Annotated in this window: 11 protein-coding genes and 1 pseudogene; 10 read left to right on the top strand and 2 right to left on the bottom strand. The window is 59.3% G+C overall.

The annotated features are described in order from the left end of the window. The 8 genes and pseudogenes from E8E75_RS27915 to E8E75_RS27880 all read left to right on the top strand — a co-directional run. Positions 1-279, top strand: a pseudogene (locus E8E75_RS27915) (nitrate ABC transporter substrate-binding protein); the annotation flags it as partial. Positions 280-299: 20 nt separating this feature from the next. Further along, the gene (locus E8E75_RS27910) at positions 300-878 is read left to right on the top strand and encodes an ANTAR domain-containing protein (RefSeq protein WP_120655151.1); all 579 of its coding nucleotides are present in this window, start codon (positions 300-302) and stop codon (positions 876-878) included. Between the two features lie 501 nt (positions 879-1,379). Further along, positions 1,380-2,663 (top strand): CmpA/NrtA family ABC transporter substrate-binding protein, encoded by a 1,284-nt coding sequence (locus tag E8E75_RS27905; RefSeq protein ID WP_120655150.1) that lies wholly within the window; start codon positions 1,380-1,382, stop codon positions 2,661-2,663. 14 nt (positions 2,664-2,677) lie between these two features. After that, positions 2,678-3,535 (top strand): nitrate ABC transporter permease, encoded by an 858-nt coding sequence (ntrB, locus tag E8E75_RS27900; protein WP_120655149.1) that lies wholly within the window; start codon positions 2,678-2,680, stop codon positions 3,533-3,535. A 79-nt stretch (positions 3,536-3,614) separates the two neighbouring features. Further along, a complete protein-coding gene (locus tag E8E75_RS27895; RefSeq protein ID WP_179057943.1) occupies positions 3,615-4,406 on the top strand; it encodes an ABC transporter ATP-binding protein in 792 nt (263 codons plus the stop codon). Between the two features lie 346 nt (positions 4,407-4,752). After that, positions 4,753-6,000 (top strand): alginate export family protein, encoded by a 1,248-nt coding sequence (locus E8E75_RS27890; protein WP_280357916.1) that lies wholly within the window; start codon positions 4,753-4,755, stop codon positions 5,998-6,000. Between the two features lie 332 nt (positions 6,001-6,332). After that, the gene (locus E8E75_RS27885) at positions 6,333-7,319 is read left to right on the top strand and encodes a methyl-accepting chemotaxis protein (RefSeq protein WP_280359983.1); all 987 of its coding nucleotides are present in this window, start codon (positions 6,333-6,335) and stop codon (positions 7,317-7,319) included. Beyond that, positions 7,316-8,020 carry a hypothetical protein gene (locus E8E75_RS27880; RefSeq protein WP_256873271.1) on the top strand — a complete coding sequence of 235 codons (705 nt, stop codon included), beginning with the start codon at positions 7,316-7,318 and terminating at the stop codon, positions 8,018-8,020. The genes E8E75_RS27885 and E8E75_RS27880 overlap by 4 nt, the downstream gene beginning before the upstream one ends. A 162-nt stretch (positions 8,021-8,182) precedes the next feature. On the opposite strand, the gene E8E75_RS27875 is transcribed toward E8E75_RS27880, so the two are convergent. Both E8E75_RS27875 and E8E75_RS27870 read right to left on the bottom strand, forming a co-directional pair. Continuing rightward, positions 8,183-9,916: an ATP-dependent helicase gene (locus E8E75_RS27875; RefSeq protein WP_179057940.1), complete on the bottom strand. Its 1,734-nt coding sequence runs from the start codon at positions 9,914-9,916 to the stop codon at positions 8,183-8,185. Beyond that, positions 9,913-11,676 (bottom strand): AAA family ATPase, encoded by a 1,764-nt coding sequence (locus E8E75_RS27870; protein WP_179057939.1) that lies wholly within the window; start codon positions 11,674-11,676, stop codon positions 9,913-9,915. The genes E8E75_RS27875 and E8E75_RS27870 overlap by 4 nt, the downstream gene beginning before the upstream one ends. Positions 11,677-11,931: 255 nt before the next feature. On the opposite strand from E8E75_RS27870, the gene E8E75_RS27865 reads away from it, so the two are divergent. Both E8E75_RS27865 and E8E75_RS27860 read left to right on the top strand, forming a co-directional pair. Then, a complete protein-coding gene (locus E8E75_RS27865; protein WP_179057938.1) occupies positions 11,932-12,618 on the top strand; it encodes a hypothetical protein in 687 nt (228 codons plus the stop codon). A gap of 215 nt (positions 12,619-12,833) precedes the next feature. After that, positions 12,834-13,538 (top strand): abortive infection family protein, encoded by a 705-nt coding sequence (locus tag E8E75_RS27860; RefSeq protein ID WP_179057937.1) that lies wholly within the window; start codon positions 12,834-12,836, stop codon positions 13,536-13,538. Positions 13,539-13,643 lie beyond the last annotated feature (105 nt).

The following is a 13,643-nucleotide window of genomic DNA, read 5'->3' as shown; positions in this document are numbered from 1 at the left end:
ATGCCCTGGCTGTCCGATGGCATGTGGTTCATGACCCAGTTCCGTCGCTGGGGGCTGCTCAGGGAAGACCCGGATTACCTCGGCGTGGCCCGTCGAGTCCACCAGCTTGCGCTCTACCGCGAAGCGGCCGAAGCACTGGGCATCGTGGTCCCCGAGCACCCCATGCGCAGCTCCAGGCTGTTCGACGGCCATGTCTGGGACGGCACCGATCCGGCCGGCTACGCCCGCAGCTTCGCCATCCATGCCCGCAGCTCCGCCATTGCGGCTGCTTCCCTCTGACGCCTGGAGTTGATCACAGCATGCTCCGCATTCTCCTGATTGATGACACCCCGAAGAAAGTCGGCCGTCTGCGCAATGCCCTGGTGGAGGCCGGTTTCGAGGTCATGGACGAAACCGGCCTGAGTATCAACCTGCCTGAGCGGATCGAAGCCGCGCGCCCCGATGTCGTGCTGATAGACACCGAATCCGCGGGTCGCGACATGATGGAACAGGTAGTGATGGTCAGCCGCGACCGGCCTCACCCGATCGTCATGTTCACCGACGACCACGATCCCGAGCTGATGCGCCAGGCGATTCGGGCCGGTGTCAGCGCCTACGTGATCGAGGGCATTCACGCCGAACGCCTGCGGCCGATCCTGGACGTGGCCATGGCGCGCTTCGAGGCTGACCAGGCCCTGCGTACCCAGTTGCTGGTGCGGGATACCCAATTGGCCGAACGCAAACGCATCGAGTTGGCCAAGGGCCTACTGATGAAGATGAAAAGCTGTGACGAGGATGCCGCCTACACCTTGATGCGTCGCCAGGCCATGGGGCGTCAACAACGATTGATCCAGGTGGCCGAACAGATCATCGCCACGCACGAGATGCTCGGCGTCTGAACAGCGAGTAGAAATCGGCCAAGTCCATGTGGGTGCAAACTCATCGCTCCACATGGACAGGGCAAACACCCGCGACAACCTCAAGCCACACACCGTACGCAGGCGCACTGTGGTGCGGTCCGTCGTTGCCCCAGACACAGGACTACGTTCCTGGCATCCGCCCCTCGCCGCACTCCTACTCCAAGTGAACCAAAACCGTTCAGGCCACCTCTGCACCGCACGAACATGGCTCAGTGCCGCCAGCCTGTCCGCACTTTTACCCAAAGAGTCAAGCTGCTGATTTAAAAGACAATAACGACCTAAAGCAGCCTGCCGAAGTCATGGCTTCGGGCTGCTGGGCAAGCTGGCAAGGCGTTTGCAGTCTCACCTGCAGAATCTTGCGTAGCGCGCCAACGGCGGTGGGCCGCGGATCACGGACAACGGCGTCCGTCAGAGCTCCTTTCCTTCTCGGGAGCTCTGGCGTGCGCCGTTTTTGTTTTGCCCTCCATTCAGGACAGCACCATGAGCGAACGTGATTCCAAAGACCCGGTGAACAACAGTCGTCGCAACTTCCTCAAGCAATCGATCGCCATTGCCGGCACGGTCGGTGGCGTGACCGCCCTCGGCCTCTCCGCTCCCGGTTTCCTGCGCAGCGCGGCCTGGGCCGCCGGCTCGGATGCACCGGAAAAGACCGCCCTGAAGGTCGGCTTCATTCCCCTCACCGACTGCGCCTCGGTGGTCGTGGCCGCCACCCAGGGCTTCGCCGCCAAGTACGGCCTGTCCATCACACCCAGCAAGGAAGCTTCCTGGGCTGGCGTGCGCGACAAGCTGAACACCGGCGAACTCGATGCCTCCCACGTGCTCTACGGCATGATGTACAGCTCCCAGCTCGGCGTTGCCGGTCCGCAGAAGAACATGGCGGTGCTCATGGGACTGAACCAGAACGGCCAGGCCATCACCCTCTCCCGCCAATTGAAAGAAGCTGGCGTGACCAACGGTGAACAACTCGCCGCGCATATCAAGAAGGGCGGCAACCCGCTGACCTTCGCCCAGACCTTCCCCACCGGCACCCATGCCATGTGGCTCTACTACTGGCTGGCCAGCCATGGCATCAACCCGCTGACCGATGTGAAGACCATCACCGTGCCGCCGCCGCAGATGGTCGCCAACATGCGCGTCGGCAACATGGACGGCTTCTGCGTCGGCGAGCCCTGGGGCGCGCGGGCGATCTTCGACAAGATCGGTTTCACTGCCACCACCACCCAGCAGATCTGGGCGGACCATCCGGAGAAGGTGCTGGGCTGCTCGCGCGATTTCGTCGAGCAGAACCCCAACACCGCACGGGCACTGGTGATGGCCCTGCTCGACGCCAGCCGCTTCATCGAGGCCAGCGACGAGAACAAGAAGGCCACCGCCAAACTCATTGCCGGCAAGGCCTACGTGAACGCCCCGGTGGACGTCATCGAGCAGCGCTTCCTCGGCCACTACGAGGACGGCCTGGGCAACAAATGGGATGACAAGCACGCCATGGCCTTCTGCAAGGACTGCAACGTGAACTTCCCTTGGCTCTCCGACGGCATGTGGTTCATGACCCAGTTCAAGCGCTGGGGCCTGATCAAGCAGGACCCGGACTACGCAGCCGTCGCCGCCCAGGTCAACCAGACCAAGCTGTTCAGTGAAGCGGCCAGCGCCCTCGGCCTGCCGGTTCCGGCCAGCCAGATGCGCGGCAGCACCCTGATTGACGGCAAGCTGTGGGACGGCTCGAACCCTGCCGCCTACGCCCAGTCCTTTGCCATCAAAGCCTGACCCGGGAGGTAACGATGAACGCTCCGGTAACTCCGCCGCTGCCTCTGCCGGCCAAGGCCGCACCCAGCTCCGCTCCACGACTGGCCAAGCCAGCCGTGGAGTTCTTCAACAACCTGGCACGGGCACTGGTCCCACCACTGCTCGGCCTGCTGCTGTTCATCGGCCTCTGGGCCCTGGTGGCGACACGCAGCGAAGGGTTGCCGGGGCCACTGTCGACCTGGCATTCGGCGCTGGAACTCTTTGCCGATCCCTTCTACGACAACGGCCCCAACGACATGGGCATCGGCTGGAACATCCTGCACTCGCTGGGCCGCGTCGGCCTGGGCTTCGGTATGGCGGCGCTGGTGGGCATACCCCTGGGCTTCGCCATCGGCCGCTTCACCTTCCTGGCCGGGATGCTCTCTCCCATCATCAGCTTGCTGCGCCCGGTGTCGCCGTTGGCCTGGCTGCCCATCGGCCTGCTGGTGTTCGAGGCCGCTGGCCCCGCGTCGATCTGGGTGATCTTCATCAGCTCGATCTGGCCGATCATCCTCAACACCGCCGCCGGGGTGGCCAGCGTGCCGCAGGACTACCTCAACGTGGCGAGGGTGCTGAAGCTCTCCGAGTTCAAGGTCCTCACCCGCATCCTGTTCCCGGCCGTATTGCCTCACCTGATGACTGGCATCCGTCTGGCCATCGGTGTCGCCTGGCTGGTGATCGTGGCGGCGGAAATGCTCACCGGCGGCACCGGCCTGGGCTTCTGGGTGTGGGACGAATGGAACAACCTCAACGTCGAGCACATCCTCATCGCCATCATCATCGTCGGCCTGGTGGGCCTGGCCCTGGAACAGAGCCTGCTGTGGCTGGCCAAGCGCTTCGACTACAACAACTGACCATTTCTGTAGGAGCGAGCTCTGCTCGCGAACCGCATTCGCGAGCAAGCTCGCTCCTACCAAGAGCAGGAGAACCCTGATGGACAAGTTCGTCGAGCTGACCGGCGTCAGCAAACACTTCGATACGCGCAAGGGTCGTTTCCAGGCCCTCAGCGACGTCAACCTCTGCATCGCCCGTGGCGAGTTCGTCTCGCTGATCGGCCACTCCGGCTGCGGCAAGTCCACCGTCCTCAACCTGATCGCTGGCCTGCTGGATGCCAGCGACGGCGGGCTGATCTGCAATGGCCGGGAAATCGACGGCCCTGGCCCTGAGCGCGCCGTGGTGTTCCAGAACCACAGCCTGCTGCCCTGGATGACCTGCTTCGGCAACGTCCATCTCGCCGTAGAGCGGGTCTTCGGCGCCCGTGAAAGCAAGGCCCGCCTCAAGGAACGTACCGCCGCGGCGTTGCAGATGGTCGGCCTGGATCATGCGGCGCACAAGCACCCCAATGAAATCTCCGGCGGCATGAAGCAGCGCGTGGGCATCGCCCGTGCGCTGGCGATGGAACCCAAGGTGTTGCTGATGGACGAGCCCTTCGGCGCCCTGGACGCCCTCACCCGCGCGCACCTGCAGGACGAGTTGCTGCGCATCGTCGGCGAGACCCACAGTACCGTGGTGATGGTCACCCATGACGTGGACGAGGCCGTATTGCTCTCCGACCGCATCATGATGATGACCAACGGCCCGGCGGCCACCGTCGGCGATATCGTCCAGGTCGAGCTGGCGCGCCCACGCGACCGCCTGGCCCTGGCCAACGATGCCCGCTACCACGAGTACCGCACCGCAGTGCTGGAGTTCCTCTACCAACGTCAGCAGCGCCCCGCCGCCTAGGTATCCGCCCTGCCCTTCGCGAAAGCCCGGCCCCGTGCCGGGCTTTCGCGTTTTGACTTGCCCGCATGCCCCATGCAGGGGCCCCCGTACCCGGCTTCGCACCCCGCCAATGCAACCTTGCCCGCGCAGGTGCATGACGTAATCGCCAAATGTTCTTGTCGCTAAACAAACATCATGTAAATCAAGTAGTTGAACAAACTGGCACAGTGCCTGCTAAGACCTTCCCCGGTCAGCACAACGGCGTGTCTGCCACTCAACCGACAACGACGTCGCGGAATCCCCTCTCCACCCGGAGCGCGGACACCGTGACGTTTTTTTTGCGCTTTTCAGACCTAGGAAGTCCGCTATGCACATGCTGAAACCCGCTCTGCTGTCGCTGGCCGTTGCCGGCACCAGTCACGCCGCCCTGGCCACAGAGGACGTTAGCAACCTGTTCACTGGGGGCAAAGCCATCCTCGATGCCCGCTACCGCTTTGAGAACGTCGACCAGAACAACAACTTGCGCGACGCCAATGCCCAGACCCTGCGCACCCGCGTCGGCTTCCAGACCGGCAAGTGGTACGGCCTCTCGGGCCTGGTGGAAGTGGACAACGTCAGCCGCCTCGGCGATGCCGCCTACAACAGCACCCGCAATGGCCAGACCAACTACGCCATGGTGGTCGACCCCGACGGCACCGAAGTCAACCAGGCCCTGCTGCGCTATGACCAGGCCTTCGGCAGCGCCGTGCTGGGCCGCCAACGCATCAACCTGGACAACCAACGCTTTGTCGGCGGCTCGGCCTGGCGGCAGAACGAGCAGACCTACGACGCTGCACTGGCCCAGCTCAAGCCCCTTGATGGCCTGACCCTGACCTACAGCTACCTGGACAACATCAACACCATTTTCGGCCCGGAAAACGGCCGCTTCGATAACCGTACCAACCCCGCCAACATCGAAGGCCACAGTCACCTGTTCAATGCCCAGTACCTGGTGCGGCCGGAACTCGCAGTGACCGCCTACAGCTACCTGCTCGGCCTGGACAACATTGCGACCACCGCGACCTCCCCGCTGGGCAGCTTGTCCAGCCGGACCAGCGGCCTGCGCCTGAACGGTGCGCTGGCCGGTTTCAACTATGCGCTGGAGTACGCACGCCAGCAGGACTACGCCGATAACCCGCTGGACCTGGACAGTGAGTACTACCTGGCGGAATTGGGGTATGTCTTCAAGGGCGTGCAGTTCAAGGGCGGGTACGAGGTGCTGGGTGGCGACAGCGGCCCCGGCAACCGCGCGTTCCAGACGCCGCTGGCGACCAAGCACATCTTTCAGGGCTGGGCCGACCAGTTCCTCACCACGCCGGCCGACGGCATCGAGGACGCCTACCTGGGGTTCACCGCGCCATTGGCCGGCGGCAGCCTGCAAGCCTGGTACCACGACTTCGACACCGAGCAGGGCAGCGACAGCTACGGCAGCGAGATCGACCTGTCCTACGCCCATCCGATACCAGGCGTGAAAGGTCTGGTCGGACTGCTCAAGTACGCCAGCTACGACTCGGATGATCGAGCCCGCACGGTCGATACCGACAAGCTCTGGGTGCAGGTGCAATACACCTACTGACCGTAACGGCTGGGTACATCGGTGTGCGGGCGTCTTGCCCCCACACCGATCCTGCTGGACGTCTCGCGAGGACGCAGCACAACCATGAACAACGGACAGTCTTCACTTCACGTGGGAATCCAACCATGAGCAATCTCGCTGACTCCCGTGTAACTGGAATCGAAGGAGCGACCAGACTCGTTCAGGACCTCCAGCGAACGCCTCGGCAATGGACAACCTATCCGCCATTCGAGCCAGGTATCGCCCTCGTCGCCAGCATTCAGCATGGTGCATGGGTCCCCATCGGTACCGCGCTTGGCGCGGCGGCCTGCGCGCATGCAGGTCAGCCGACAATGGCATTTGGGCTTGTTCTGGGAACACTCTACCTGGGCATTTCCCTACATCTGCACCAATTGCGCCAGCGCTACAGCGAGGCCTTCTGGTTCGACGAACTGGCACGCCTGCTCCGTACCCAATCCGCCAACGATCAAGCCACCCTGCTGGTCGAGTGCAGTGAACGTCTGCGCGGCAATGATCGCCTGAACAGTGAGGTGCGCTTCGCCAGCCAGGCACTGGAGCAGTTGGCGCAGAAGGCCAATGTCCAGGGCGGCGAGCAAAGCCAGCGAGTGAACATGATCGCAGCCGCGAGCGAACAGATTGAACGCAGCCTGGCCAGCGTGGACGAAATGGCCAGCAGCGCCCGCTCGGATTTTGCGGCCGCCCATGCCCAGGGCGAGGACGGCTGCCGGGCGGCGCGGGAACTGGGGACCGGGATGGCTGACATCCGCAGCAGCCTGGGCGACACCGCCCGAGCGGTGACGCAATTGCTGCAAAGTACCGCGCTCGTCGAACAGTCGGTGCAAGGCATCCAGGACCTGGCGAAGCAAACCCAGCTACTGGCCCTGAACGCCTCGATCGAGGCTGCCCGTGCTGGCGAGCAAGGGCGTGGTTTCGCGGTGGTGGCAGACGAAGTCCGGCAGATGGCGACCGCTACCGACAGGACCACGCGCGACATCATCGCCGCCGCCACATCCATCGCCGGGGCCGTGAACCAGGTAAGCAAGGAAGTCGAACACCATCGCGAGCTGCTGGAGCGTGGCAGCGGCCAGAGCAATAGCCTCGCCGAGAGCCTTGACCGGCTGGCCCGCAAAAGCCAGGAAAACCTGCAGCGTTTCGACGGCATGCAACAGGCGCTGGTCGAACATCACCAGGCGAACCAGGACCTCGGCGAACAGCTCCAGCAGATCAGCACCAGCCTTCAGGTGCAAAGCCGGCAGACCCATGAGCTGCATGACCTCACCCGCTACCTCACCCGACTCACAGGCGACGCAACGCCATGATCATAGAGAGCCTGCCCGCACTGGCCGTACTGGCCGCCCTGGCCGCGTCCTGCGTTGTCCTGTGGCTGGCCGATCGACGCCGGCAGTTCCGCCAGCAAGAAGAATTGCGCGATATGTTGCAGTTGGGCCTGGTACTCATGCAGGGCGTCCAGCGCCATCGTGCGCTAGGTGCTCAGACCAGTGCTGACGCCGTGCACCACCGCCGGAAGCTTGAAGCCGAACTGGAACGTTCCTGGCGGGCCTGGACCGATGCTGGAAACTACCGAGCCTGGCAACGCCTGCTGCTCACGCCGGAGGACTTCGACGGACATTGCCGTCTGCTGGAGCAATTACTCGCCCACATCCAGCACCTGGACTTGCAACGCTGCCACCTGCTGGCACTCACACCGGAGGTCGCCGAGCGGTGCTGGCAAGTCGAAGAGCTCGGCCGACTGCGCGGCCTTTCGATACGGGCGGCAGCCCAGGAACACTGCCCGCTGGAGCTTCGCATCCAACTGCAGTACCTGCATGATCGCCTTCTCAAGGATGCGGACATGCCTCTTCGCACGGCCCTGGGGCGACTGTCCATTGAACTGCTGGGCAAACAACGATCCACTCTCCGGCCTACCGAACTCTATGCCTTGCTCACTCCACTGATCGACGCGCGAATCGAAGCGATTCAAAGCGGTATCCGACCTGCTGGACACCTCCGCGCCTCATGACCTGGTTCCTCATTGGGAGCCAGGAGCCAGGAACGCTCCCGTGACGTACTGGTGTCCACAACCAACTGTGGATTCAACCGCTAGCTGCCATTCGCTACCGACTGCGTTCGACTGCCGATTGCTGCCCTTCATGACAGGTAGCTACCGGCCAAGAGCGGACGATTACCCAGCAAGAGCCTGACCAGCTTCGAGAAAGCCGGCCCGCTCCAGCTGAGGTCTCAAGGCAACCAAGGCGGTCGCAGGAACCGCCAACCAAAGCAGATCGCGGGCGCGAGTCACCGCAACATAGCCAATACGGCCTACCTCAGTATTCATTCCTGCCAGCATGGCTTCGATGTTGGCCCGATTGGCCACATATAAGACGGCATCAATACTTTCACCCTTAACTTGGTGAACGGTTCTCACGCGGGCCTTGGGCTCCTGCTCAACCGCCACCTCAAGCCCCACACTAAGTGGCCCAGCAGGCAGCGAGGCGCGCGTTAGCCGGCGTGTCAGCCCATCCAGTGCGATCAACTCAAAATCACGCTGAATGTCACGAAGCAGCTGAGCAACTCGCCCCTGCAGCAGGGGAAGCCATTGGCCTGAGGCAGGCAGACTTGAAGCCGGCAAACCCTGAGCAGCATCTCTAGTGAACAACCACAGCCGACGTCGCAGCTCGCGCAAATCACGATCATGAGTGACGCCACTCAGCCTATTGAGAAGCCCTGGGGGTGGGCCATTCAAGAGACTGACAATGCCTCGAGCGACCATTCTGAATGCCCCCAGGAAGTCGGAGTTCTGATCTCGAAGTACCGCGGCTTCGGCAAACAGCTTCACTACTCCCCGTCCTTCAGGATCTCTTTCTCCCGACAGCCTGGAGGCCATTGCAGCCGCACGACATACGACAGCCGATCTATCAGGGTTGATTGCTTGCCGCCTCAGTTCTGCATGGAAAGCATCCAACAGAGGTGGAAGCGCCTGCTCGTTATAGCCAATGAAGTAGGCTCCGAGAGGTGGGGGTTCGTCAGCACGATCAGGATCATCCGCCCTTCCCGAAAGGTAATTTGCAACACTCAGGATCGAGGGCACGGAGCGATAGTTGCGAGTCAGGTTGTAAGGAACAACTCTTTCCCGCTCGTGGTAGTTCCGCAAAAAATGACCGTCGGCATCAGCGAACTCATAGATAGCCTGATTTGGATCACCAATCAGCGACACCTGCACGCCAGCACCAATCAGAAGCTCCAAAAGCTCTTGATGCAGGACTCCAATATCCTGGGCCTCATCGACGATGATATGAGGGTAGCGTCGAGCCAAAGCTCTAAGCACCACAGGCTGCTCACTTAGGACGCGGTAGCACCAATAGCGTCCCAGATCGTGCGTATAGCCCCCCACGCGTCCCAATCTAGCAACCACTCGACTAGCATCCAGCTGGTTAAGCGGCATCTCGTTACCATGTACCGTGTAGTAGAAGAGCGGCTGACCAGCGCTAAATCGAACCTTGATGTCGCTTACAGGTATCGGGTGATCCCGCGTTGGGCAATTGAACCCAGCCAGGAAAGGCTCTCCGCCGGTTACTAGAAAAGCTGTCTGGTTTGCTCCCATAGTGCGGTGACCATGGGCCTTCATGACGTGGGTCGTCATGAAGCTATCCAGCGTATCGATATCAACCCTGCTTCGACCGGAGCTATTCGGCAGTGTTTGCGAAAGTTCCTGGTAACCCTGCCGAAATGTCTCCACGGCCACATTAGAGAATGACAGCAGTGCTATGCGTCCCCTCGCTCCACCAAGGCGTCGGCGCATCTCAACTAGACGCTGAATGGCAGTAGCCGTCTTGCCACTTCCCGCACATGCCGTAACGGCTAGGGGTACCAGGGGAGCATCGATGACGAGCTGCTGTTCGGGGGATGGCTCAATCATTCTGCCTCCGCTCCTGCGTCCGGTACCTGGCACACATGAACGATCGCATCGAGGATGTAAGGTGGGACCTCACAGGCGGCTCCCTCTCCGATTACATAGGCCAGGGATTGACCAAAGCGGCCCTTCTGCACGTTCTTCTGGGTAGATGGACGTTCAAACATTCCACAGAACAGTGCTTTTGCCTTAGCTGCATCGTCAGGGGCCAAATTAACGACCACCTCAAGGTCTTGAGCAATCTGAGGATGGATTTCAGCCAAGGCAACCAACATGGCTGCGCGATTGTTCGGATGCAGAGCCAAGTCGTACTCCAGCGTTTTAACGCCATGGAAAACTTGGACGTATCTGTCCTCAAGCTCAAGCATATTGGCCGTGTTGTCAGAAACCTGAACATCAGCCCCCAAGGCAGGATACAAGGGCTGGGCCGGTTGACCGGGAACCACGACCCCTGATGGGTCAGCGTCAGTGATCAACGCGACAGGAATCTTTAGTGCGTTCTCGCCAAACAGTGGAAGGAAGGAATCGAAATTGAGTCCCTCGACGCTGATGAGGCTCACTCCATGCCCATGTAAGTCGAAGCCAGCCGCGGTGGCCAAAGCATCGACGAGCATCATCTCTGCTGCCCCTTCAACAAAAATGACCCGCCGTGCAAAGAACAGCTCCGCACGAGTGACATCGAGATATCGCTCCAGCTTTTCCCGCTTGCCCCTCTCAAACCTTACTTCGCGCGGAAAGAACGTCTCGACTCGTCCCGCCGACTCCACCAAGCAAACGAGGCAATCGAGATTTGCATTGCTGGCGAAGTTGGGTGAATGGCTCGTCACGAAGAGTTGAACAGGCTGTTCTCCATCCACCTCCTGCAAGCTCGCCAGATATCTCAACAGCACTGCCTGCAGTTGAGGATGTAGGTGCGCTTCCGGCTCCTCCACGATTAGGCCGCGGTATGCCGCGTCAGAGTTACGAGCCAGCTCACTGAGTACCACAGCCATGAAAATCAAGTTGTTGAAGCCCAGGCCGTTCTGCTCAAGCTCGAAGTCATCTACAGAGAGTGTCAATCGTGTGGAAAGGCGTTGAAAGTCGGAGGCACTCAGTCCCACAGTGAGGGCTTGACGTAGCTGCTCTCCAAGCATCGCGTTATGACGATCAGTAATTGCAGTCTGCGTACTCCGGATAGGAGCATGCTCCCGAAGCTCGTTATCCAAACGCTGCAACGCGTCATTGATGCCCTCGCGACCTGCTCCATCGGTGAGCAAATGAAGCAAGCGCGAAAGCTGACTGTTTCGGCCGGGGCGAAGCCCTTGTGTTGCATCACGTAGGGGCTGCAAATAGACCCCACGTAGGTTCTCGATCATGTCCGCCGTCAGCGACACCTCCTGATGATCGCCACACCAGCGGCGCACCCTAAAGCGCCCCCCTTGGTCCGCATCTGAATAACGGACATGAAAGTGCGCCTCCACTTGACCGACGGCGCCGAGTTTGAGTGCGGCCAAAAAGTCGGCTTCGTCGTCGGGTCCTAGCCCTCGAAAGACATAGTGGAACTCGATGTCTCCAGTTGGCTCTTCCCGCGGAGGACGATGGCGGTCTTCGATTCCGAAGCGCGGATAGGACTCTTCATACCCGACCAGCAATGCCCGTAGTGCGTCGACTACAGCGCTCTTGCCTACGTTGTTAGCCCCAACCAGGACGTTCAGGCCGGACTGAAAGCGCAGCTGGACATCCCTTAGCTTCCTGAAATTACAGATATTCAGTTCGGCCAGATACATGCTGGGTTGCCTCCATCCTTGAGTTTCTGATCAGAGTCGAAGCTCGTTCCAGCGAGCCCCCCTCAGCAGCATTGTAATGGTGGCTGGTCCTGAAGATCGATAGTCCATATCTCCAACCTCTGACGCGCATTGCTCAACGTGAACAATTTATCCTCTGGCCAGCCATGCTGGTCAGCGACAAAAGATGATAGGCTGTCAAGAGTGTCAATTATTTGAATAACTCAAGATTAAGTTTTTTATTTACAAGGAATTAGTATGACCGTACGTTTAGATGAAGCTGAAAAACAAATTCTTGGCACGCTTCTAGCAGATTTTTCAGATCGAAACCTGAATGCTGATCACCTGAACTCCGGATATGAAGGCCCTAAAGTATCTGATCTCGCCAAGGCTATTTGTGCAGGGGACGATATCACACAAGTTGATTTCGATATTGCCCTTTCAGATCTTGAAAAAAAGAATCTAATTAATACCGGGCCTTATGAGGCATACAAGAATGAGCCTGGTGATAGGCTCATTATTATTGGCGGCTATAGCAAGCGAGAATACGCAGGCCTCACAGAACTAGGATACAAGACTGCTAGGCAGTCAACTAATCGCCCAAGCAAGGTTCAGCGAATCATAAACAATGTACACATTTCTGGCGGCCAATTTTCCAATTTACAACTCGCCACAGGCGGTAGCGTAGTGCAAAGGATGGACTCCGTTTCCGGTACGGATAGTGACATTCTAGTGAGATTGGTTGCGATACTGGAGAAACAGGGGGAAGTGGTTTCAATAGAGCAGCGCGAAATTTTAGTTTCCGCCATAGCGGAGGCGAGCGAAGGTAACGGAAAAGAAGCTAAGAGATTACTTGAAAAAGTCTGCGGGCCAGCATGGACGGCTGTTCAGCCTGTAATTTGGCCAATTTTCGGTGACCTTCTCAAGAAAAGCCTGGGTCTGTAGCTTCGATTGTGGCTTACAGAGTAGTGAACACTGACCCTATAGATTTAGCTGTCACTGTCTGCATTGGAGAAACGTAGCGATCCTCTCGCTAGCCATTAAGCATGCGAGTTCACGGCCACAGTCGTACTTCAATCAGTCGGCTGCCGACAGAGATTGCGAAGCAGCCACACAGATTGATCGAGCTAAAAACCACAAGAGATACAGGGGCGACGACCATGAATTTGCTGCTACACGAAGTTTTGCGAAAGGTGAAGTCCGGAGCGACATCATTCTCCCCCCAAAAAGATGCAAGTGGCGACCCAGATAAATTCCAAGCCATTGCGAAAGCGGTTATTTATGCTCACAAACAAGGGTATATATCGAGAATTATTCCGCAAATAGACTCCATGTCCGGTCATATGTCTTACAGCCTTATTCTAGTTGATGGCGGACTTACATTTGAAGGCGAATGCCATTTAAATGAGCTTTCCGGCCAACCAACACCCGCTGACGACGTTTTGACCGACCTCTTAATTCGGATTCCAAGCTACAATATACGAGATAAGTGGGAAAAAGCTCTGCATCGCCGCGTGACAGACCCAAGCGGAGCGATTACGGCGGCAAGAAGCCTTCTTGAAACAACACTTAAATGGATTATTGAGGAGCGCGGAGGAAAACCCACTGAAAATAACAGAGAGCTATTTAGCAGAGCGATTGACGCCCTTGGGATTGTTGTTAAAGGACAGCCCGTTGAGAAAACTATCGAAGGGCTTAATTCGATCATCTGGGGCATAGGCGAAATGAGGAATAGACTTGGTGACGCTCATGGCGCAGCCTCAAGCAGCACACCCCCAACAGTTAGCGAGGCGGGTTTCTGTGTGAATCTTGCCGGAGCAGCTGCCCTGTACCTGCTTGAGGAGTTTGAGGCTAGTCAAGTCTAAATGCTTCTAGCTTCGTAGGTGCTCTATGGCTGCTTTTGGCCGTTCGCAACCCTTCGCAGCGCCTCCTTTCACCACTTGCTATATCCATTGGCTACCGGCGCTAGG

The sequence above is a fragment of the Pseudomonas sp. BN606 genome, from assembly GCF_029873115.1.
GTDB lineage: Bacteria > Pseudomonadota > Gammaproteobacteria > Pseudomonadales > Pseudomonadaceae > Metapseudomonas.
Note: the sequence above shows the minus strand (reverse complement) of the source record. Positions and strands in the feature narration are given on the sequence as shown.